The following is a 20,113-nucleotide window of genomic DNA, read 5'->3' as shown; positions in this document are numbered from 1 at the left end:
GGCCGGGGTCAGCGCGGGAGGATCAGGGTGTCGGTGAGGAGTTTGGCGGTTTTGCGGAGGGTGGCGGGGGACGAGGAGAGGTCGGTGGCGAGGGTGGAGGGGGTGAGGGGTTCGCCGGGGCCTACCAGGCGGTGGCGGTGGGCGAGGAGCCAGACGATGGCTCGGGGCCAGGTGGAGAGGCGGGCTTTGGCGAGCAGGTCGGGGGCGTCGCGGACGAGGCGTTCGGCGATGTCGAAGGCGTCGGGGGCGTACGTCGTACCGAGGGTTTCGCCGGCCATCAGCCAGGCGTGCGGGGCGAGGACGGACAGCGTCGCGGCCTGGGACTTGTCGAGGCCGCGCAGGTCCGGTTGGGGCGGGGTGCCGAGGCCGGACAGCGCCCGGTAAGCGTCCTCGAGGTCGTTGGAGGAGTCGTCGAGGAAGACCCGCTCGCCCGGCGTGGAACCGATCGGGTCGATCATCGCCGCGGCCTCCAAAGCCGGCGTCCACACATCCACCGCGTCGACGGCCTCGTCGATGGCGTCCAGCGCCAGCTGGGTGCGGTCCCCCGCGAACTCCAGCCACGCCTTCACCACCACCGGCACCGCCTCGAAGTAGGTGCTGTCGGCAAGCACCTTGCGCGGCAGCCAGTGCGCCAGGAACAGCTCCACCAGTACGGCGCTGACCCGCAGCGGACCGCCGACCGTGTGGTCCACCGCGTGGTCGATCCACAGCCGCGCGATGTCCGCGGCGTCGTCGGGCAGGCCCACGGCGTACGAGGACACGAGGAACTCGTCGACCAGCTGCTCGCGCTGCTTCGGCGACAGCAACGGCCGGATCGGCGGGCGGATCGGGCGCTCCGGCAACTGGGTCAGCCGGTTCACCAGCAGACCGGAGAAGAACTCGAAGTCCTCGGTCACCGGCGGGTCGTCGTAGTCGTTGGTCTCGCCGAGCGCCTGCAGGATGATGCCGGCCGCGGTCGGCGGCCGGACCGTCCGGATCGTCACCCGGCCACCGCGCTGGTAGGCCTCGAGCACCCGGTCCACCGGCGGGCCGACGAACACGTCCTTGACGATCGCGCCGAGGTTGTTGTCGATGAACACCACCACGGTGTGCGGGTGCTGCTCGTCGTCGTAGTCCAGCACGACGCTGAGCCCGTCGCCGGTGATGTCCTCGGAGACGATCGCGCTGGTCAGCCGGAACCCGGCGATCCGGGTCACCCACTCGGACACCCAGGGCTCGGTCCGCAGCCGGGACAGGTGGGCGCGCTGCAGCGGCAGCCGCCCGGCCGGACCGACCGTGCGGGCCAGACTCGTCAACAGGACAAAGGATTCCGGGTCGCGGCGCTCACCGAGCACGCGGGCGGCGTCGGCCCAGAAGAACCGCTCCACCTCACCGATCTCGTCCGGCCGCCCGGCCGGCCACAGCTGGTCGGCGAGCATGGCGGCGGACCGCGCCACCGAGGCCTCCGCGATCACCGGGTGCAACGCGCGCGGCGCGGCGGCCAGGTCGAGGGACAGCGTTTCCAGCAGGGTTTCCAGCACGGCGACACTCGGCGTGGTGTCGATGTCGACACCCGCTGTGGGTCCTGGGGGCGGTGCCGGGGTGGAACCGACCAGCCGCAGGTGGCTTGGTCGTCCGTTCCGGCCTCGTGGTGACTTGGTCACGTCCGCGACATTACCGCCCAGCCCCAGTCCGCCGCAGGCCCCTGCGCGCGTCCTGTGGATAACTATGTCGACACGCCGTCACCGTACGACTGCGGCCCGTGCATCGAGTAGCACGGGCCGCGGTCGCCGTACCTCAGCCCTTGAGGGCGCCTGCCATCAAACCGCCGATGAACCAGCGGCCGAGCAGGATGTAGACCAGCAGGGTCGGGAACGACGCGATCAGCGCGCCCGCCATGCTGGCCGCGTAGTCGACCTTCTGCCCGCCGGCCAGCGCAGCCAGGCCCAGCGTGATCGGGCCGTTCTGCTGCTGCGTGAGGAACAGCGCGAACAGGAAGTCGTTCCACACCGAGGTGAACTGCCAGATCAGCGTCACCACGAACCCGGAGATCGAGATCGGCAGGATGATCCGGGCGTAGGTCTGGACCAGCCCGGCACCGTCCACCCGGGCCGACTCGATGATCTCGTTCGGCACGATGGTGGCGTAGTAGTTCCGGAAGATCAGCGTGCAGATCGGGATGCCGTAGATGACGTGCGCGATGATCAGCGTCGGCACGCCGCGGGTGACGTCCAGCTCGGTGAACGTGGTCCGCAGCGGCAGCATCACGGCCTGGTAGGGGATGAACATCCCGAACAGGATGAACGCGAACACCAGGTTCGCACCCGGGAACCGCCAGCGGGCCAGCACGAACCCGTTCGCGGACCCGATCACCGACGAGATGATCGCGGCCGGGATCGCCAGCGAGAGCGACCGGACCATGTACGGCTGCAGCGTGTCCCAGGCCTTCCGCCACGGCTCCAGCGTCCACGTCTCCGGCAACGACCACTGCGCGGCGGCGGTGGTGTCGCCGGACGTCTTGAAGCTGCCGATCACGACGACGTACACCGGCGTCAGGACGAACAGCAGGAAAAACAGCAGCAGGAGGTAGCGAATCGTCCGGCTGCGGCGGGTCGAACCGTCGGAGATGACCGAACGCTGCGGCTTCCGGCGGATTGCCGCGGCGGCCTGTCCGGTCGCGGCCTCTGCGGCGGTCATTCTTCACTCTCCTGCTTGACGGTGTACGCGACGTACGGGATGACGAGTACGGCGACCACCGCGAGCATCACGATGGCGATCGCGGCCGCCTTGGCCATGTCACCGCGGAGCAAGGTGTTCCACATGTAGATGGAAGGCACCTCGGTGCGGAACTGGTTCGGCCCGGTGATCGCGTAGATCAGGTCGAACAGCTTCAGCGACATGTGACCGAGGATGATCAGCGCCGACAAGGCGATCGGCGACAGCTGCGGGAACAGCACGTGCCGGTAGAGCTTGAACTCGCTCGCGCCGTCGACGCGGGCGGCTTCCCGCAGCTCCGGCGGGATGCCCCGGAAACCGGCCAGAAACAGCGCCATGATGTAGCCGGACAGCTGCCAGACCGCGGGCAGCGCGATGGCCATCATGGTCGTCCATCTGCTCCCCGCGGTCCACCACGGATTCTCCAGGAAATCGAGCTGGAGGATCGAGAACAGCCGGTTCAGGCCGCGCGCGTCCTCGCCCTGGGACGGGTTCAGCAGCCAGCCCCAGACGACGCCGGAGGCGATCATCGAGACCGCCATCGGGAACAGGAAGATGGACCGGAACACGCCCTCGCCGGTGACCCCCTTCTCCAGCAGCAGCGCCCAGAGCACGCCGAAGATCAGCGTGCCCACGATGAACGCCACCGTGAGCACGCCGAGGTTCTTCAGCGAGTTGAGGAACCGCTCCTCGCCGAACAGGTTCGCGTAGTTCTCGAACCCGACATAGTTGGCCGAGCCGCCCCTGCGGGCGGTGTGCCGGTCGGTCAGCGAGGTGTTGAACGTCCAGGCGATCAGCCCGTAGACGAAGTACCCGAGCAGCAGCACCGTCGGCAGCAGCACCAGGGCGCCCGGGCCCCAGGTGCGGATTCTTCCGTGCATGGCTCAGACCTCCGACCCGGCCACGGCCCGCAACTCGGCCGGCATCAGCTCGTCTTCATCGCATTGCCGAGCGCCGTCTGCAGTTGGGCTACGTTCTGGCTGCCGCTGAACTGGCTGATCGCGGACAGGATGTCGTTGTTCTGGCCGAGCGTGCAGGCGGCGCCGTGCGCGCAGGACGGAACGATCTTGTCCTTCTTCCAGTCGGCCATCGCGGTCTGCTGGTACTTCGGGTAGTCGCCCGGCTGGGCGTCCGAGCGGGCCGGGATCGAGCCCTTCTTGGTGTTGAACGCCTTCTGGCCCTCGGCCGAGCCGGTGACCTTCAGCCAGCACTTCGCGCCGTCCGGGTTCTGCCCGTTGGTCGGCAGCGTGAAGGAGTCCGCCAGGTACTGGAAGTTGCCCGCCGTGCCCGGAGCCGGCCAGTAGGTGTACGCCGTGTCCGGAATCTTGTCGGCCAGCTGCTGCGCGGCGACCCAGTCACCCATCAGCGTGTAGCCTGCCTGGCCCTTGTTCACGTACTGCAGCGCGTCCGGCCAGTCGATCGCCTCACGGTCGGCGTTGGTGTAGGACAGCAACTTCTTGTACTTCTCCAGCGCGGCGGTCACGTCGGCGCCGGCCCAGTCGGTCTCGCCCTTCCACAGACCGCTGAACTTGTCCGCGCCGAGCTCGGCCAGCAGCACCGCCTCGACCAGCATCTCCTGGGCGAAGCCCTTGGAGATGGCCAGCGGCGCCTTCACGCCGGCAGCCTTCAGCTTGTCCATGTCCGCGATCCACGCGTCCACGTTCGCCGGCGCGGTGGCGCCGTCGAGGTTCGCCTTCTTCAGCACGGCCGGGTTGGCCCACACCACGTTCGCGCGGTGCACGTTGGCCGGGATCGAGTAGATCTTGCCGTCGACGGTCAGGTTGTCGATCAGGCTCTGCGGGAAGGCCTTGTCCAGACCGAACTCCTGGTAGAGGTTGCTGACGTCGTCGACCTGACCGGCCTTGATGTAGTCGCCCAGCTCGGCGCCGGCGTGCGCCTGGAACGTCGACGGCGGCTTGCCCGCGGCGAGGTCGTTCGCCAGCACCTGCTTGGCGTTCGACCCGGCGCCACCGGCCACCGCGGAGTTGACGAACTTGTAGTCGGTGCACTCGGTACCGAACACCGAGACCAGTCCGTCCAGACCGGCCTTCTCACCACCGTCCGCCCACCAGGTGAAGACGGTGACATCCTTGGTGGCCGCCGAGTCCCCTCCACCGCCACCGTCGTCGCTGTTCCCGCAGGCGCTGACCGCGAGAAGACCCGCCGCACCCAGCACCGCGACGGCCTTGCTCAGACCACCACGCATGTTTTCACTCTCCGATCAGTTGATGGAGCCGCCTGTGACAACGATGCCCCCTTGACGGCCCAACTCTGGGCACGCCGCGCGCCGGGTGTCAACGATCCGCGCAAGCGCGTTGCGCAGCCGTGACCCCCGGTGCGGCTAGCGTGTGAGAGCGCGCACATCGAGCGCTCGATCGGGCACCGCGCGCACTGAGATTGCGCGTTTGTGACTACGGCCTGAGCAAAACCTTGATCGCGCGGCGCTCGTGCATGGCCTGGTAGCCCTCGGCCACATCTGCCAGCGGGAGCTCGGAGTCGAACACCAAGCCGGGGTTGATCTCCCCGGCCAGCACGTCGGCCATCAGCTCGGGCAGGTAGGCGCGCACCGGAGCCATCCCACCGGCCAGCCCGACGTTGCGGCTGAACATGGTCCGGATCGGCACCTCGACTCCGTGCGGCACCCCCACGAAGCCGACCGTGGCCCCGGCCCGCGCGACGTCGAAGGCGGTCGTCATCGCCTGCCCGGTCCCGACACACTCGAGTACGGCGTCCGCCCCGACCCCACCGGTCAGCTCGAGTACGGCGTCCCGCGCCGCGTCCCCGCGTTCGGCAATGATGTCCGTGGCGCCGAACTCCACCGCAAGCTTCTGCCGCGGTTCGTGCCGCGACAGGGCAACGACGCGCGCGGCGCCCATCCGCGCAGCAGCCAGTACGCCGCACAGCCCGACGGCGCCGTCTCCGACCACGACGACCGTGTCACCGGCCTTCACCCGAGCGGCCCGCGCCGCATGCCAACCGGTGCCCATCACGTCGGACAGCGTGAGCAGGGACGGGACGAGAGAGTCGTCCGGCAGCTCAGGCGTGGCGACGAGCGTGCCATCGGCGTACGGAAGCTTGACGTACTCCCCCTGGCCGCCGTCGGCCCGCCTGCTGCCGTAGCCGACCAGGTTCTGGCAGGCGGTCTGGTAGCCGGCCTGGCAGTGCGGGCAGGTCCCGTCGCTCACCACGAACGGCGCGATCACGAAGTCGCCCGGCTTGACCGTGCGGACGTCGCTGCCGATCTCCTCGACGATGCCGACGAACTCGTGCCCGATCCGGCTGCCGGGCCGGATCTTGTTCTCCCCGCGGTACGGCCACAGGTCCGACCCGCAGATGCACGAGGCAACCACTTTCACGACCGCATCCGTCGGCCCGTCGAGCTTCGGATCGGCGACGTCGCTCAGCCGGACGTCGTACGGCGCGTGAATCGTGGTGGCTCGCATGGACTCACACTACGAGAAAGACGACCGACCCCGGTGCGGCAGCGGCGAACTCGTCCGGGTCCGCACTCGTGACGGCGCCGACGTGGATGAAGAACGGCACACCGTTGGGGACCTCGGCCGGAAACGCCCGGAGCACCGCCTCCTTCTCGGCCGGATCCGTCACCTCTTCCAGCCGGACTCGCCGGGACTTCCGGCCGGCGGCGAGCATGCCCCACCCGGCCGCCTGCGCGTTCCGCACCCAGTCCGAGGTCGGCACCGGACTCAGGATGTAGCGCTTGCCGTCGACGGTCAGCGGCGAGACCGGCGTCGTACGCATCGCGCCGCTCGAGCGGCCGGGCACGGACAGGACGTGAATGGTGCCGAGCGGCAACCCCACGCGGGACAGCAGCTTGACCAACCGGTTCACCGGCTTCAGCCAGCCGGGCAGGGGCGTCGTGACAGCCATCGCAGCCTCCGATTTATTTCGACGATCGAAACATTGGATCGAGGGTAGACTATTTCGAGTGTCGAAACAAAACCTGATCGCGGAGATCACCGAGGCGGTGGTGCGGTTCCAGAACGCCACCGATCGGGTCGATGCCGCGGCGGCGGCGGCGCTCGGTGTGAACCGGACCGATCTGCTGTGCATCGGCCTGCTGCTGCGCAGTGGTGGCCTGACCGCTGGGCAGCTCGCGGTCGAGGCAGGTCTGAGCCCGGCCGCGACGACCGCTGCGATCGAGCGGCTGGAGGGCTTCGGGTACGCCGTACGCACCAAGGACGAAGCTGATCGGCGCCGGGTGCTGGTGGCGGCGACGCCGTTGGTGGCGGGGCGCGTGGAGAAGCTGTACGGCCCGGTCAGGCCGGCCGGGACGGCGGTCTTGTCTCGCTACACCCGGGCGGAGCTGGAGACGATTCACCGGTTCCTGGTCCAGGGTGAGGAACTGCAGGACCGGCAGGCGGAGCGGATCCGGGGTCAGAGGGTGTAGTAGCGGCCGCGGCGGTGGACCAGGGCGGGGGTCTCGTCGGGCGAGAGCTCGACGTGGGCGATCTCGAGCTGGACCTGGAGCGCCCAGCCGACCTCGGGCGGGTCCGGGGTGACCAGGGTGCAGCCGGCCCAGGTCTCGACACCGACCGGCGCCGGACCCCAGTCGGTGTCGGTCCAGTCGATCATCTTGAACGGGCCGCCGGGCGCCGGGGCGACGTACCCGAACGCGTCGGCCAGTTGGCGGTGTGGCTCACCGAGCAGGGCAACCACCGCGGTTCTTGCCTGGCGCAACGTTTCCCAGAGGTCCGAGTCCGGGTCGATCAGGCCGACGACGTACCCGGGTTCACCGTCCGCCACGAGCATCGACGCCACGGTCAGGCCGGCCCGCTTACCGTCGTATGCGGTGGTCCAGAGACCGACGGGTGACGCCAGCCGGCCGCGCAACCGCCGTACCGGGCTCCGCTCGGACTCGGGCGGCAGGAACGGATGATCGCCGTGGATCGTCATGCCAGAACGGTACTCAGCCGGCTGTCACCCGCGACGGCAGGGCGAACTGTTCGATCGGCTGCATCCGCAGGCCGCCGGCGGACCGGATCGACTCCGGACGGCCGTCCGCGCCGAACGTGAAGTGGTAGCGCTGGCCGTACGAGCCGCCGCCGTGGTCCTCGGTCACCAGCAGGGTGTCGCCGTCGACCTCCAGCGTGGGGGGCTTGTCCGCCGGGTCGCCCAGCGTGGGATCGACGGTGTACAGCCGCCCGCCGAGTTCGACGATGTCGGTAACGCCCCAGAGCCCGGCGTACCGGCCGGTGAAGCGGCTCAGGTCGGCGGACGGCTCCGGGCGATCCTTCGACTCCGCCAGGTCGAGCAGCTTGAACAGACTCTCGGCCAACGGCTGCGCGGGGCCGTCGATGGCGTTCGTCAGCACCGACACCGCGATCCCGGCCTTGCCGTCGACCAGCGACCGGGTGATGTGCCCCGGGTAGCCGCCGCCGTGACCGAACAGCTCCCGGTCGCCGGTCTTCGCCAGCTGCAGTCCGAGCCCGTACTTCGGCCAGTCGTCGGTCCCGACACTCCACTGCGCGTGCTGCATCTGCCGCTTGGACGAGTCGGTCAGCAGCCGGTCGTCGCCGGGCAGGTGCGCGGAGAAGTACGTGACCAGGTCGGTCGCGGTGCCGTAGAACCCGGTCGCGGCGGCCAGCGCCTGGGTGTCGACGTGGTCGATCGGCACACGCGTGTCGGCGTACGCGAGCGAGCTGTAGCCGGTGGCGTACTCCGCGCTCCGCGCCGGATCCAGCTCGGGCCCGAGGTCGGACAGCCCGAGCTTCTCGACGATCTCGGTCCGGACGTGGTCGTTGTACGAGCGGCCGGTCGCGGCCTCGATCACCAGCCCGAGCAACCCGTAGCCGATGTTGGTGTACTTGAACCGCTCGTGCTCCGCGATCACGGCGGCCTCCGGCGACCGCAGTACGGCGAGCAGCTCGTCGCGATCGGGGAACGGCTGCGCGAGCTGCCAGAAGTCCGCGTCGTCGCTGTCCCGGGTCAGGCCGCCGGCGTGACTCAGCAGGTCCCGCAGCGTCAGCTTGCCGGCCGGCGCGTCGACCAGCTCGGTGACGTGCATCTCCGCCTTGTCGTCGAGCCGCAGCCGGCCCTTCTCGACCAGCTGCAGCACGGCAGTCCCGGTGAACGTCTTCGAGTGCGACGCGATCCGGAACAGGTGCCGTTCGGTCAGCGGTACGGCGCTCTCCACGTCGGCCAGACCGTACGCCGCGCTGAAGGCGACCGAGCCGTTCGCGAACACGGCCGCCTGCACGCCAGGCACCCGCAGATAGCGCTGTCTGAACGCGAGCCAGCTGCGGTAGTAGGTCAGAACTTCCTGCAGCGCATCACCATCAGACATGACGCCTAGACTGAATGACGCGGAAGCGACTCGCAACGTAAGCGCCGTCGGTGTATGTCGCGTTGGCGGCCGGGTTGGCGCCGGTGCCGTGGAAATCGCTGAAAGCAGCCGATTGATTGACGAACACCTGGCCGGTCAGGTTCTCCGACAGCGCGACCCCGGCGTCCAGGGCGGCGTCGCGCGCCGCGTCCAGGACCTTGGCGTCGGTCGAGTAGATGCCGGCCGTCATCGCGCCGCCGTCGGTGACGGTCTTGCGGAACAGGTCGATCGACTCGTCGGTGTCGGCGGTCCGGACCAGGAAGGACACCGGCCCGAAGCACTCGCGCCCGTACACCTCCTCGTCCTTGGCCTCGACCGCGACCAGGAGCGGCGTGCGGACCACGGCGTCCGGGAAGGCCGGGTGCTGGATCGACCGCGACTCCAGCACGACGTCGCCGTACTCGGGGGCGAGTTCGAGCCGGCTGATCACAGCCTGGTTCACGATGCCGCCGAGGATCTCGACCGCGCGGGCGTCGTCGCCGAGCAGCTTGCCCATCGCGCCGGCGATCCCGGCGCCGACCTCCTCGAAGGACTTGTGCCCCTCGTCGGTCTCGATCCCGCCGGCCGGGATGAACAGGTTCTGGGTGGTGGTGCACATCTGGCCCGAGTACAGCGACAACGTGAACGCGAGGTTCCCGGTCAGCGCCTTGAACGCGTCCGTCGAGTCGATGACGACCGCGTTCACGCCGGCCTTCTCGGTGAAGACGGTCGCCTGGGTCGCGTTCTGCTCCAGCCACTCGCCGAACTCGCTGCCGCCGGTGAAGTCGACCAGCTTCACCTCGGGCCGGGTCGCCAGCGGCTTGGCCAGGCCGTCGCCGGCCCGCTCGGCGGCCAGGGTCACCAGGTTCGGGTCCAGGCCGGCCTCGGCGAGCACCTCGCGGCAGACCTGGACGGTGATCGCCAGCGGCAGGACGGCCAGCGGGTGCGGCTTGACCACCACGGCGTTGCCGGTGACCAGCGACGCGAACAGGCCGGGCCAGGAGTTCCAGGTCGGGAACGTGTTGCAGCCGATCACCAGCGCGACCCCGCGGCCGGCGACGGTGAACGTCTTCTCCATCCGGATCGGGTCACCCTTGGCGGGCTTCTCCCAGGTCGCCGCGGCCGGGTACCGGTTCATCTCCTCGTAGGCGTACGCGACCGCCTCCAGCGCCCGGTCCAGCGCGTGCGCGCCACCGGCCTGGAACGCCATCACGAACGCCTGGCCGCTGGTGTGCTGGACCGCGTTGGCCAGCTCGAAGACCCGCCTGTGCAGCCGGTCGAGGATCTCCAGCGTGACCCCGGTCCGGCCGTCGATGCCGGCGTTGCGCCAGTACTTGAGCCCGGCCTGGGCGGCCGTGAGCAGGTCGTCGAGGCCGTCCTCGACCACGCGCGGGTAAGCGATGTCCAGCGTGATCCCGTACGGCGAGTGCTCGGTGACCACCTCGCCGCGCGACCCCGGGATCTCCAGCGGGAATGTCGTACCGAGGTAGGCCTCGAACGCGGCCTTGCCGTCGGCGGCCGCGGTCTCGCCGTACACCCGCGGACTGGGCGACTCCGGGAAGGCGGAGTGGTAGCCGCGGCCGCGGATCGCCTTCAGCGCGTCGTCGAGGCGCTCGCGGTGGGTCGCCAGCCAGTCGGTCATGGGTCCTCCAAGCTCGGGGTCTGCGTCTGTGATGTTACAGTCGATGCCGCGACCGGGGATAGAGTGTCACAAGCCAAATCACTGTTGAACACCGCTTCTCGATTGGGCAAACGTGCTGATGGGCGACGACTTGGCGGCCCGGGTGGCCGCGGCGATGTGGGCGGAGGACACCGCCAGCGCCGGCCTGGGGATGCGGCTGGTCGAGGTCGGCGACGGGTTCGCCCGGATCGAGATGCCGGTGCGCGAGGACATGGTGAACGGGCACGGTATCGCGCATGGTGGATTCGTGTTCACCCTGGCCGACTCCGCGTTCGCGTTCGCGTGCAACTCACGCAACCTGGTCACGGTCGCGCAGACCTGCGACATCGTTTTCGTCGCCCCGGCCAAGCGTGGCGACGTGCTCGTCGCCGAGGCGCGCGAGCGGACGTCGTACGGCCGGAACGCGATCTACGACGTCACTGTCCGGCGCGGTGCCGAGGTGATCGCCGAGTTCCGCGGCCGCAGCCGTCAGTTGTCCGGCACGATCATCCCCTCGGAGGAAGAGTCATGACGCGTGAGGCGTTTCTGGTGGACGGTGTGCGGACGCCGATCGGCCGGTACGGCGGCGCGCTCGCGCCGGTCCGCCCCGACGATCTGGCCGCTGGGGTCGTGTCCGCTTTGCTGGGCCGCCACTCTTCTCTTGATCCCGCGCTGATCGACGACGTGATCCTCGGCTGCGCCAACCAGGCCGGCGAGGACAACCGGAACGTCGCCCGGATGGCGGTGCTGCTGGCCGGTCTTCCCGCCGACGTCCCCGGCACGACGATCAACCGGCTGTGCGGATCCGGCTTGGACGCGGTCGCCTCGGCAGCTCGGTCGATCATCGCCGGGGACAACGAGATCGTCGTCGCCGGCGGCGTCGAGTCGATGTCGCGGGCGCCGTTCGTGATGCCCAAGGCAACGACCGCGTTCGCCCGGCAGGCCGAGATCTTCGACACCACGATCGGGTGGCGGTTCGTGAACCCGGTGCTGCAGCAGCAGTACGGGATCGACTCGATGCCGGAGACGGCCGAGAACGTCGCCGCGGACTTCGGCGTCTCCCGCGAGGACCAGGACCTGTTCGCCCTGCGCAGCCAGCAGCGCGCAGCGAAGGCGCAGGCCAACGGGCGACTGGCCGAGGAGATCGTGCCGGTCTCGGTCCCGGGCAAGCGCGGCGCCGTGACGGTCGTCGACACCGACGAGCACCCGCGGGAGACCTCGCTCGAAGCGCTCGCCGGACTGAAGACGCCGTTCCGCTCCCCCGGCACCGTGACCGCGGGCAACGCCTCCGGCGTGAACGACGGCGCAGCCGCTCTGTTGGTGATGAGCGGTGCAGCCGTCGAGCGGCTCGGGGTCACGCCGCTGGCCCGGATCGTCGGTACGGCGGCGGCCGGCGTGCCACCGCGGATCATGGGCATCGGCCCGGCCCCGGCCACGCGCAAACTGCTCGACCGGTGTGGCGTCGCGCTGTCCGACGTCGGCGTGATCGAGCTGAACGAGGCGTTCGCCTCGCAGTCCCTCGCCGTACTGCGGGAGCTCGGTCTGCCTGACGACGCCGAGCACGTGAACCCGAACGGCGGCGCGATCGCGCTCGGCCACCCGCTGGGGATGTCTGGGGCCCGTCTCGCTCTCACCGCTGCCCTCGAGCTTCGCCACCGCGACGCCGGGTACGCGCTGGCCACCATGTGCATCGGCGTGGGCCAGGGCATCGCGACCCTGCTCGCGCGTCCGTGACCTGGAGGTGTCGTGATGTTCGGCGAGCCTTGTCCCGAGGACCTGCGTGACGACGGTGAGCGGCTGTCCGTCGACGAGCTCCGATCCCGCCAGCTCTCGATGCTGCAGTCGACGGTTGCGTCGGCGTACGAGAACGTCCCGCACTATCGGGCCGCGCTGGACGGCGTGGGGTTCGCTCCTGGCGACCTGCGATCTCTCGAGGACCTGAGCCGGCTGCCGTTCACCGCGAAGGCGGATCTGCGGGAGAACTATCCGTTCGGGATGTTCGCCGTACCGCGGTCGGAAGTGGTGCGGGTGCATGCTTCCTCGGGTACGACGGGACGGCCGACGGTGGTCGGGTACACCCGGCGCGACCTGGACAACTGGGCCGACCTGATGGCGCGGTCCATCCGTGCCGCGGGTGGTCGTGCGGGCGACGTCTGTCATGTTGCCTACGGCTACGGACTGTTCACCGGCGGGCTGGGTGCCCATTACGGCGCCGAGCGGCTCGGGTGCACCGTCGTACCGGTGTCCGGTGGGATGACCGAACGGCAGGTCGACCTGATCCGGGACTTCGGCGCCCGGATCATCATGGTCACCCCGTCGTACTTCCTCGCCATCGTCGACGAGATGGAGTCCCGCGGCCTCGACCCCCGCGACACCTCGCTGCGCATCGGGATCTTCGGCGCCGAACCCTGGACCGAACAGATGCGCGCCGAGGTCGAGCAACGCACCGGCATGCACGCCGTCGACATCTACGGCCTGTCCGAGGTGATGGGCCCCGGCGTCGCGCAGGAATGCGTCGAGACCAAGGACGGCCTGCACATCTGGGAGGACCACTTCTACCCCGAGATCATCGACCCGGTGACCGGCGAGGTCCTGCCCGACGGCCAGGTGGGCGAGCTCGTCTTCACCACCCTCACCAAAGAAGCCTTCCCCGTCCTGCGCTACCGCACCCGCGACCTGACCCGCCTCCTCCCCGGCACCGCCCGTCCCGGCATGCGCCGGATGGAGAAGATCACCGGCCGCACCGACGACATGATGATCGTCCGCGGCGTCAACGTCTTCCCCACTCAGATCGAGGAACAGATCCTCCTCGTCCCAGGCCTCACCCCGCACTACCTCTGCATCCTCACCCGCCCCGGCCGGCTCGACGAACTGACCGTCCAGGTGGAAGCCGCCCCCGACCTGACCGACCACCCCACCGCCGCCACCCATCTGACCCGCCGAATCAAGGACCGAGTCGGCGTGACCGCCACCGTCGAGGTAGTCCCACCCCACGCCCTGGAACGCTCGCTGGGCAAAGCCAAACGCATCAAGGACAACCGAGGCCTGTAACGCACGCGTGGGTTCCGCTGTGGGCCTCCAGGGCCCCGGACGGAGTCAGTCGCCCAGCGTGGTGGGCGGTAACCCAGGTGCAGCGCGACCTCGGCACGTGATGTAGAGCGGAAGGTCGAACCGTGGGTCCACCTCTCACCTCTTCGCGCGGTGCGGGCGCTGTCGTGACCAAGACTGCCAGAAACCCAGTTCCGGACCCGGCTGTTGGCGGATAGGGTGCTGCCAACTGGCGGAGAGGAGGTGAGCGCGATGTGCAGTCCGACCGTCGTGCCGCCTGTCCGCCGTACCCGCGGCTGAGATCGGGTGGCTCCACACCACAGGAGCTGTGAATGACCGAAGTACAGCGTCCGCCGCTGACCGCCGACGAGCGCGCTCAGTTGATCGGATGGCTCGACCTGCAACGTTCCTTCGTCCGGATGAAGTGCGAAGGACTCTCCGAAGAAGATGCCCACCGCAAGGTTCTGCCGGCGTCGCCGTTGATGACGGTCGCGGGGCTGGTGGCGCACCTGCGCTGGAACGAGTACTCGTGGTTCCAGCTCAGCATGGCCGGCGTACCGGACACCGGCCAGACTCCATGGACCGAAGGCGGGCATCCCGACGCCGAGATGTTCGTCGACGACGTGCCGCTGGTCCAGTTGCTCGACGAGTACGACGCCGAGTGCAAGCGATCCAACGCCGCAATCGCCGACCTCCCACTGGAGACCGTCGAACGCGGGCAACCGGCAGACAAGGCGGCCTCGCTGCGGTACGTCCTCTGCCACCTGATCGAGGAGACCGCGCGGCACGTCGGCCACCTCGACATCATCCGCGAACTCCTCGACGGGGGCACCGGGTACGTGCGGATGGCGGACCCCACCTGAGGCCGCCACTGACCGGAGACTGAGGGTGGCGGACCGCCAGGCCATCACAATCGCGACCGCGAGACCGGGGTGACGCTCGGCCCGGCTCTGGTCCGGCATTTGTGATGGCCTGGCGAACCGCGACAGTGACGCCGAGTGGTGGATAGGATGTCCGGCATCTGGCACGGGGTAGCGACAAGAGGTGTGATGAGGGAACCCTCCGTACGCCGTTATTCCGGGCGGTCAGTCGAGGAGTGGAAGGCTGCGCGGCGCGAGCGGTTGCTGGCCGCCGCGCTGGAGTTGTTCGGGACCGAAGGCTATCCCGCGACGTCGGTGGAACGCCTGTGCACACAGGCGAAAGTGTCCACCCGGCACTTCTACCACGAGTTCCAGAACAAGGAAGCCGTGCTGCTCGCGGTGCACGCGCAGGTGATCGAGCTGGCGGTGCGCAGCACCGGTGACGCGCTGCGCGAGACCGCCGACCGGCCGGTCCGCGAGCGGATCGAGGCAGCGGTCGACAGCTACCTGCGCACGATCATGGCCGATCTTCGCCGGGCGCGGATCTCGTTCGTCGAAGTGGTCGGGACCAGTCCGGCGGTCGAGGAGCAGCGGATCGCGTTCCGGGAGCTGCTGATCGGCAGCGTGAAGGAGCTCGGCGACACCGCGGTCGCGCGCGGCGAGATCAAGGACAAGGACTTCCGGTTCCTCGGCCTGTGCTTCTTCGGTGCGGTGAACACCGTCGTCTACGACTGGATGCTGGCCGACCCGCGGCCGCCCGAGCAGACCGTGCAGCAGGCGTTGCGCGAGCTGGCCGTGCAGCTCATGACGAGCTGAACCAGCTCACGACGAGCTGAACCGCTTGCGCAGCTCGGCGAGCGCCTCGTCCCGCGTGAGCGTCGCGCCGCCCTCGTACGCCTCCTCGAACGCGCTTTCCCCCAGTACGTCGCGCAGTCGCTCGAAGCTCGCGCGGACCTCGGCGGTGGGGATGCTGCGCATGCCACGCGTGGCCGCCGCGAGACCGAGGGTCCGGGCGGCGAGCTCGGTGTCCCCGGCGAGCAGGTCCACCTCCGCGGCGCCTTCCACGATCACCGACGCCACCGGCATGTCGTCGGTGCTCAGGCCCAGCTCCATCGCCTGGCGGTTGTACGCGACGGCGTCGTCGAGCTCGCCACGCGCGACGCTCACCCGGCTCAGCTGGGACAGCATCATCGCCTGGCCGTGCGGCGCGATCCGCTCGGCCTCGAGGTCGAGCATCGAGTACGCGCGCTCCGCCAGCTCCTTCGCGTCGTCGAGCTTGCCCGTCCGCAGTGCGATGCGCGCCATCCCGGCGTACGCCATCCCCTGGCCGCTGCGCGAACCGGTCTCCTCGGCCAGCCGCATCGCGCGTTGCAGGTCCGCCCGAGCGCCGTCCAGGTCGCCCAGCTCGATCCGGCTCATCGCGCTCTGGCCGAGGATCTGCGGAAGGCCTTCGACGGTGCCGAGCTCCTCGAGCAGGCTCATCGACTCGTCCAGCGCCTCGAGCGCGTCCTGGTGCTCACCCAGGTTGCCCAGGTAGCTGGACAGGCCGCGCAAGGCCAGCGAGATACCCCAGCGGTCACCGATCGCCCGGAACCCGTCGAGCGCGAGGGTCAGGTCGGCGGCCATCTCGTCGACCTCGCCCTCGTTCTCGCGGAACATCGCGGTCATCATCACGCCCATGTTGCGAGTCCACGGGTCCTCGTGCTCGCGGGCTACCTGCAACGCGTTGAAGCAGGCCGCCTTGTCCCGGCGGATCGCCGACCAGACCGCGTTCGTGAACAGGCCGACACCCGTGCTCGCGACCTGCTCGTGCCGCCGGCTCAGCAGGCGAACCTCAGCCAGCCCACGCACGGCCTGCGGGAACGAGTCGGTCGGGTCCTCACCACTGGACAGCGTGCCGAGCGAGAACAGCATCAGCGCCGTCGCCCGGTCGAGCGGTGAACTCGGACCAGGTACGGCGAGCGCCGCCCGCATCCACGTGACACCTTCGGCCGGGCGTCCGCACATGTTCCAGTACTCGCCGAGCGCCGCCACCAGTTGGACCGCCAACCGGGCCGAGCCGCTGTCGATCGCCGTACGCAGAGCGTCGACGAGGTTCTCGTTGTCCGCGGTCAGCCGGGCGATCCACTGGATCTGTTCGGCGGACCGGAGCTTCGGCCGGGCCTGGCGGAGCAGACGGCTGAAGTACTTGGTGTGTTCGTTCCGGAAGTGCCCGTACTCGCCTGACTCCTGCAGCTGCTCGGCGGCGTAGGCGCGGACCGTCTCGAGCATGCGGTAGCGCACCGACCGGTCGTCGGCGGCGGCCTCGACGAGCGACTTGTCGACAAGGGACGCCAGCACGCCGAGCACGGACTCGGGCGGCAGGTTGTCGTCGCTGCACACCTGCTCGGCGGCCTCGAGCGTTGCGCCGCCGGAGAAGAGCGACAGCCGCCGCGCGACCGCCTGCTCCTCCGGGTCGAGCAGCTCCCAGCTCCACTCCACGACTGCGCGCAGCGTCTGGTGCCGGGGCAACGCCGTACGCGATCCGCTGGTCAGCAAGCGGAACCTGTCCGCCAGCCGATCGACGATCTGCACCGGAGTGAGCGCCCGCAGGCGCGCTGCCGCCAGCTCGATCGCCAGCGGCATCCCGTCCAGCCGTCGGCAGATCTCGGCGACCGCTGTCCGGTTGGTGTCGGTGAGCATGAAGTCGGGGCGTACGGCGCGAGCTCGGTCGACGAACAGCTGCATCGCCGGGTAGTCGCCGTCGTCGTCGCCGTCCTCGGGCGGCAGGCCCAGCGACCCGACCGGGTGCAGGTGCTCGCCCGGGATACTCAGTGGCTCGCGACTGGTGGTGAGCACACGCAGCCGCGGGCAGGCCGCGAGCAGCGAGTCGACCAGACCGGCGACCTCGTTGACCAGGTGCTCGCAGTTGTCGAGCACGAGCAGGATCCGGCGATCGGCGATCACCTCGACGAGTCGCTGGGTCGCGGCCCGGCTGGTCGGGAAATGCTTGGGTGCGAGCGCCGTACCGAGCTCCTCGACGTACTCGGTCGCGCCGAGCGCCGACAGCACGGCCGGCGCGACGTCGGCCGCATCGCCGAGGGGCGCGAGCTCGACGAACCAGATCCCGTCGCCGCTCTGCTCCATCAGCGAGCGCCCGGTCTCGGTCGCCAGTCTGGTCTTCCCCGCGCCGCCAGGGCCGACCATGGTCACCAGGCGCGTCCCGTCGCTCACCAGGCGCGCCAGCTCGGTCACGTCGTCCCGCCGCCCGACGAAGCTGGTCATCGGCGCGCGGAGGTTGCTGCGCGGCTTCGGCGCGGCCGGCGCCGGTACGACGGTCGTCGTGGCGGGCGGATCGATCGAGTCACCCCGCAGTACGGCGACATGCAGGTCACGGAGCCTGGTCCCCGGGTCGGCGCCGAGCTCGTCGGCCAGGGTCTCGCGGACTCGCTCGTACGCGGCCAGCGCCTCGGCTTGGCGGCCGTCGGCGTACAGGGCTCTGATCAGCAGCTCGTGCAGTCGCTCGCGCAGCGGGTGGGCAACGGCTAGGCCCTCGAGCTCGCTGATCAGCTCGCGGGCGTGACCGCAGCTGACTGCAGCCTCGGCGAGGTGCTCGGTGGCGGCGAGTCTGAGCTCGGCCAAGCGGTCGGCCTCAATGGCGGCGAACGGCAGGTCGCGGAGGTCGGTGAGCGCGTCACCGCGCCAGAGCTTGTCCGCCTGGGTGAGCAGGGTCCACGCCTTCTCCGGGTCGGAGCCGATCAGCCCGCGGCCGCGCCGTACCAGGTCTTCGAACTGGAGCGCGTCGACGCAGTCCGGGCCGATGGTCAGCGTGTAGCCGGCTGGACCGGACTGGACGGAGATGCTCGACTCGGTCGCGGGCAGGCCGGCGCGCAGGCGGGAGACGAGGGACTGCAGTGCGTTGGCGCTGGGCGCCTCGGTGCCCCAGAGGCCGTCGACCAGAGTCTCGACGCTGACCGGTTTGCCCGCGCTCAATGCGAGCCGGGCGAGCAGTCCGCGCAGCCGGACTCCGCGGACGTCCAGCGGAGTCCCGTCGGCCGCCCACATCGCGAGAGGCCCAAGCACCGCTATGCGCACCCGACCAGCCTCGCACATGAGAGGACAGAAACACCCCTGCCTTTTGTCATTGCCTTCCCTTACAGTCGGCAGTCGTGACAGATATCGCCGCGCAGACGCAGACTGCGCTCACCCGCCTCGTCGCGGAACGTCAGACCAAGGGGCGCGTGCCCGGAGTCGTTGGAGCCGTTGCCCGGAACGGGTCGCTGGCCTGGTCCCACGGAGCCGGATCGGCCGACCTGGACGCTCCCGGTGTGCCGCCGACGGCCGACTCCCAGTTCCTGATCGCGTCCCAGAGCAAGACGCTGACCGCGGTCGCGATCATGGCACTGCGCGACGAGGGCAAGCTCACCCTCGACGACCCGGTCGAGAAGCTGATCCCGGAGAGCAAGCACGAGGGCATCACCGTGCGGCAGATGCTCAGCCACGCCAGCGGGATGCAGCGCGAACCGGTCGGCGACGTCTGGGACGTGATGAAGTTCCCGGACCGCGCCGAGCTGGTGTCGGGCTGGAACGAGGCCGAGCGGGTGGGCAAGCCGCACCACCGGTTCCACTACTCGAACCTGGTCTTCTCGCTGCTCGGCGAGATCGTGGCCCGGCTGGACGGACGGTCCTGGTACGACGCGATCAAAGCCCGGATCCTGGATCCGCTGGAGATGCGCCGTACGACGGTCGGCATGGACGGCGGACCGGCCGCGGTCGGCTACTACGTGCCGCCGTTCTCCGACGTACCCGTGCGCGAGCAGCTGCTGAACCTCGGCTCGATGGACGCCTGCGGCGGGCTCGCGAGTACGGCGGAGGACCTGGCCAAGTGGGCCATGTTCGTCGCGAACCCGGTCGACGAGGTGCTGTCGAAGGACACCCTGGACGAGATGTGCCAGGTCCAGATCATGGCCGACATGGACCGCTGGCAGCTCGCCTTCGGCCTCGGCTTCATGCTGCTGCGGCGCGGCGACCGGATCTTCGTCGGCCACGACGGCGGCATGCCCGGCCACATCACGTCGACCTTCGTGCACCGGCCGTCCGGTACGGCGGGCATCGCACTGCAGAGCTCGACTTCCGCGCCGGCGCCGAGCCTGCTGGCCACCGACCTCATCATCAAGGTCCTCGAGGACGACCCGCTCCCGGCCGACCCCTGGGTCCCCGGTACGACGGTCCCGGACGAGCTGGTCGGCGTCCTGGGCACCTGGTTCTCCGAAGGCACCCCGTTCGTCTTCTCGGTCAAGAACGGCGAGCTCCAGGCCAAGTCCCCGGCCGCAGCCGAGCACCTCGCCCCGGCCGTCTTCACCCGCCTGTCCGAAGACGTCTACCGCACCACCTCCGGCCGCGAAACCGGCGAACTCCTCCGCATCACCCGCGACTCCACCGGCACCCCCACAAAGTTGCACTGGGCAACATACCTCTGCACCCGCCAACCCCTGGCCTTCGGCGAACACCTGCACTGAGTGTTCCAGTTGCCCACGGCCTGGTCGTCGG

17 protein-coding genes are annotated in these 20,113 nt (G+C 69.6%); 7 read left to right on the top strand and 10 right to left on the bottom strand.

Features of this window, described 5'->3' with window-relative positions:
• Positions 1-8 precede the first annotated feature (8 nt).
• The 6 genes from ACWCOV_RS11930 to ACWCOV_RS11905 form a co-directional block, all read right to left on the bottom strand.
• Positions 9-1,643, bottom strand: a complete 1,635-nt coding sequence (locus tag ACWCOV_RS11930) for a hypothetical protein (RefSeq protein WP_449829250.1) — start codon at positions 1,641-1,643, stop codon at positions 9-11.
• A gap of 133 nt (positions 1,644-1,776) precedes the next feature.
• Positions 1,777-2,676 carry a carbohydrate ABC transporter permease gene (locus ACWCOV_RS11925; RefSeq protein ID WP_449829249.1) on the bottom strand — a complete coding sequence of 300 codons (900 nt, stop codon included), beginning with the start codon at positions 2,674-2,676 and terminating at the stop codon, positions 1,777-1,779.
• Positions 2,673-3,575 carry a carbohydrate ABC transporter permease gene (locus tag ACWCOV_RS11920; RefSeq protein ID WP_449829248.1) on the bottom strand — a complete coding sequence of 301 codons (903 nt, stop codon included), beginning with the start codon at positions 3,573-3,575 and terminating at the stop codon, positions 2,673-2,675. The genes ACWCOV_RS11925 and ACWCOV_RS11920 overlap by 4 nt, the downstream gene beginning before the upstream one ends.
• A gap of 44 nt (positions 3,576-3,619) precedes the next feature.
• Entirely contained in the window at positions 3,620-4,900 is a 1,281-nt protein-coding gene (locus ACWCOV_RS11915; protein ID WP_449829247.1) for an ABC transporter substrate-binding protein, read from the bottom strand.
• A 205-nt stretch (positions 4,901-5,105) separates the two neighbouring features.
• Positions 5,106-6,137 (bottom strand): zinc-dependent alcohol dehydrogenase family protein, encoded by a 1,032-nt coding sequence (locus ACWCOV_RS11910; protein ID WP_449829246.1) that lies wholly within the window; start codon positions 6,135-6,137, stop codon positions 5,106-5,108.
• A 4-nt stretch (positions 6,138-6,141) separates the two neighbouring features.
• Complete coding sequence (locus ACWCOV_RS11905; RefSeq protein ID WP_449829245.1) at positions 6,142-6,582, bottom strand: deazaflavin-dependent nitroreductase; 441 nt, start codon at positions 6,580-6,582, stop codon at positions 6,142-6,144.
• A gap of 58 nt (positions 6,583-6,640) precedes the next feature.
• Between ACWCOV_RS11905 and ACWCOV_RS11900 the strand changes: the two genes are divergently transcribed.
• The gene (locus tag ACWCOV_RS11900) at positions 6,641-7,102 is read left to right on the top strand and encodes a MarR family transcriptional regulator (protein ID WP_449829244.1); all 462 of its coding nucleotides are present in this window, start codon (positions 6,641-6,643) and stop codon (positions 7,100-7,102) included.
• On the opposite strand, the gene ACWCOV_RS11895 is transcribed toward ACWCOV_RS11900, so the two are convergent.
• Genes ACWCOV_RS11895 through paaN form a run of 3 tightly spaced genes read right to left on the bottom strand, consistent with a single transcriptional unit; the run spans position 7,090 to position 10,658 of the window.
• On the bottom strand, positions 7,090-7,608 hold the full coding sequence (locus ACWCOV_RS11895) for a flavin reductase family protein (RefSeq protein ID WP_449829243.1): 519 nt from the start codon (positions 7,606-7,608) through the stop codon (positions 7,090-7,092). The two genes, ACWCOV_RS11900 and ACWCOV_RS11895, sit on opposite strands and share 13 nt — an antisense overlap.
• 13 nt (positions 7,609-7,621) lie before the next feature.
• On the bottom strand, positions 7,622-8,998 hold the full coding sequence (locus ACWCOV_RS11890; protein ID WP_449829242.1) for a serine hydrolase: 1,377 nt from the start codon (positions 8,996-8,998) through the stop codon (positions 7,622-7,624).
• The gene (gene paaN, locus ACWCOV_RS11885; protein WP_449829241.1) at positions 8,991-10,658 is read right to left on the bottom strand and encodes a phenylacetic acid degradation protein PaaN; all 1,668 of its coding nucleotides are present in this window, start codon (positions 10,656-10,658) and stop codon (positions 8,991-8,993) included. Before paaN ends, ACWCOV_RS11890 begins: the two co-directional genes overlap by 8 nt.
• Before the next feature lie 118 nt (positions 10,659-10,776).
• Between paaN and paaI the strand changes: the two genes are divergently transcribed.
• The 5 genes from paaI (at position 10,777) to ACWCOV_RS11860 (ending at position 15,400) form a co-directional block, all read left to right on the top strand.
• Complete coding sequence (paaI, locus tag ACWCOV_RS11880) at positions 10,777-11,208, top strand: hydroxyphenylacetyl-CoA thioesterase PaaI (protein ID WP_449829240.1); 432 nt, start codon at positions 10,777-10,779, stop codon at positions 11,206-11,208.
• Positions 11,205-12,410 (top strand): 3-oxoadipyl-CoA thiolase, encoded by a 1,206-nt coding sequence (gene pcaF, locus ACWCOV_RS11875; protein ID WP_449829239.1) that lies wholly within the window; start codon positions 11,205-11,207, stop codon positions 12,408-12,410. Before paaI ends, pcaF begins: the two co-directional genes overlap by 4 nt.
• Before the next feature lie 15 nt (positions 12,411-12,425).
• On the top strand, positions 12,426-13,727 hold the full coding sequence (gene paaK / locus ACWCOV_RS11870) for a phenylacetate--CoA ligase PaaK (protein WP_449829238.1): 1,302 nt from the start codon (positions 12,426-12,428) through the stop codon (positions 13,725-13,727).
• Positions 13,728-14,056: 329 nt separating this feature from the next.
• Positions 14,057-14,587 carry a DinB family protein gene (locus ACWCOV_RS11865; RefSeq protein WP_449829237.1) on the top strand — a complete coding sequence of 177 codons (531 nt, stop codon included), beginning with the start codon at positions 14,057-14,059 and terminating at the stop codon, positions 14,585-14,587.
• 186 nt (positions 14,588-14,773) lie between these two features.
• Positions 14,774-15,400, top strand: a complete 627-nt coding sequence (locus tag ACWCOV_RS11860) for a TetR/AcrR family transcriptional regulator (protein ID WP_449829236.1) — start codon at positions 14,774-14,776, stop codon at positions 15,398-15,400.
• A 6-nt stretch (positions 15,401-15,406) separates the two neighbouring features.
• On the opposite strand, the gene ACWCOV_RS11855 is transcribed toward ACWCOV_RS11860, so the two are convergent.
• Positions 15,407-18,646 (bottom strand): BTAD domain-containing putative transcriptional regulator, encoded by a 3,240-nt coding sequence (locus tag ACWCOV_RS11855; RefSeq protein ID WP_449829235.1) that lies wholly within the window; start codon positions 18,644-18,646, stop codon positions 15,407-15,409.
• An 86-nt stretch (positions 18,647-18,732) separates the two neighbouring features.
• Here ACWCOV_RS11855 and ACWCOV_RS11850 point away from each other — a divergent pair, with 86 nt between their 5' ends.
• Positions 18,733-20,082, top strand: a complete 1,350-nt coding sequence (locus ACWCOV_RS11850) for a serine hydrolase domain-containing protein (protein WP_449829234.1) — start codon at positions 18,733-18,735, stop codon at positions 20,080-20,082.
• Positions 20,083-20,113 lie beyond the last annotated feature (31 nt).

The organism is Kribbella sp. NPDC002412 (genome assembly GCF_053592935.1).
This window is presented reverse-complemented; position numbering and strand designations above follow the sequence as displayed.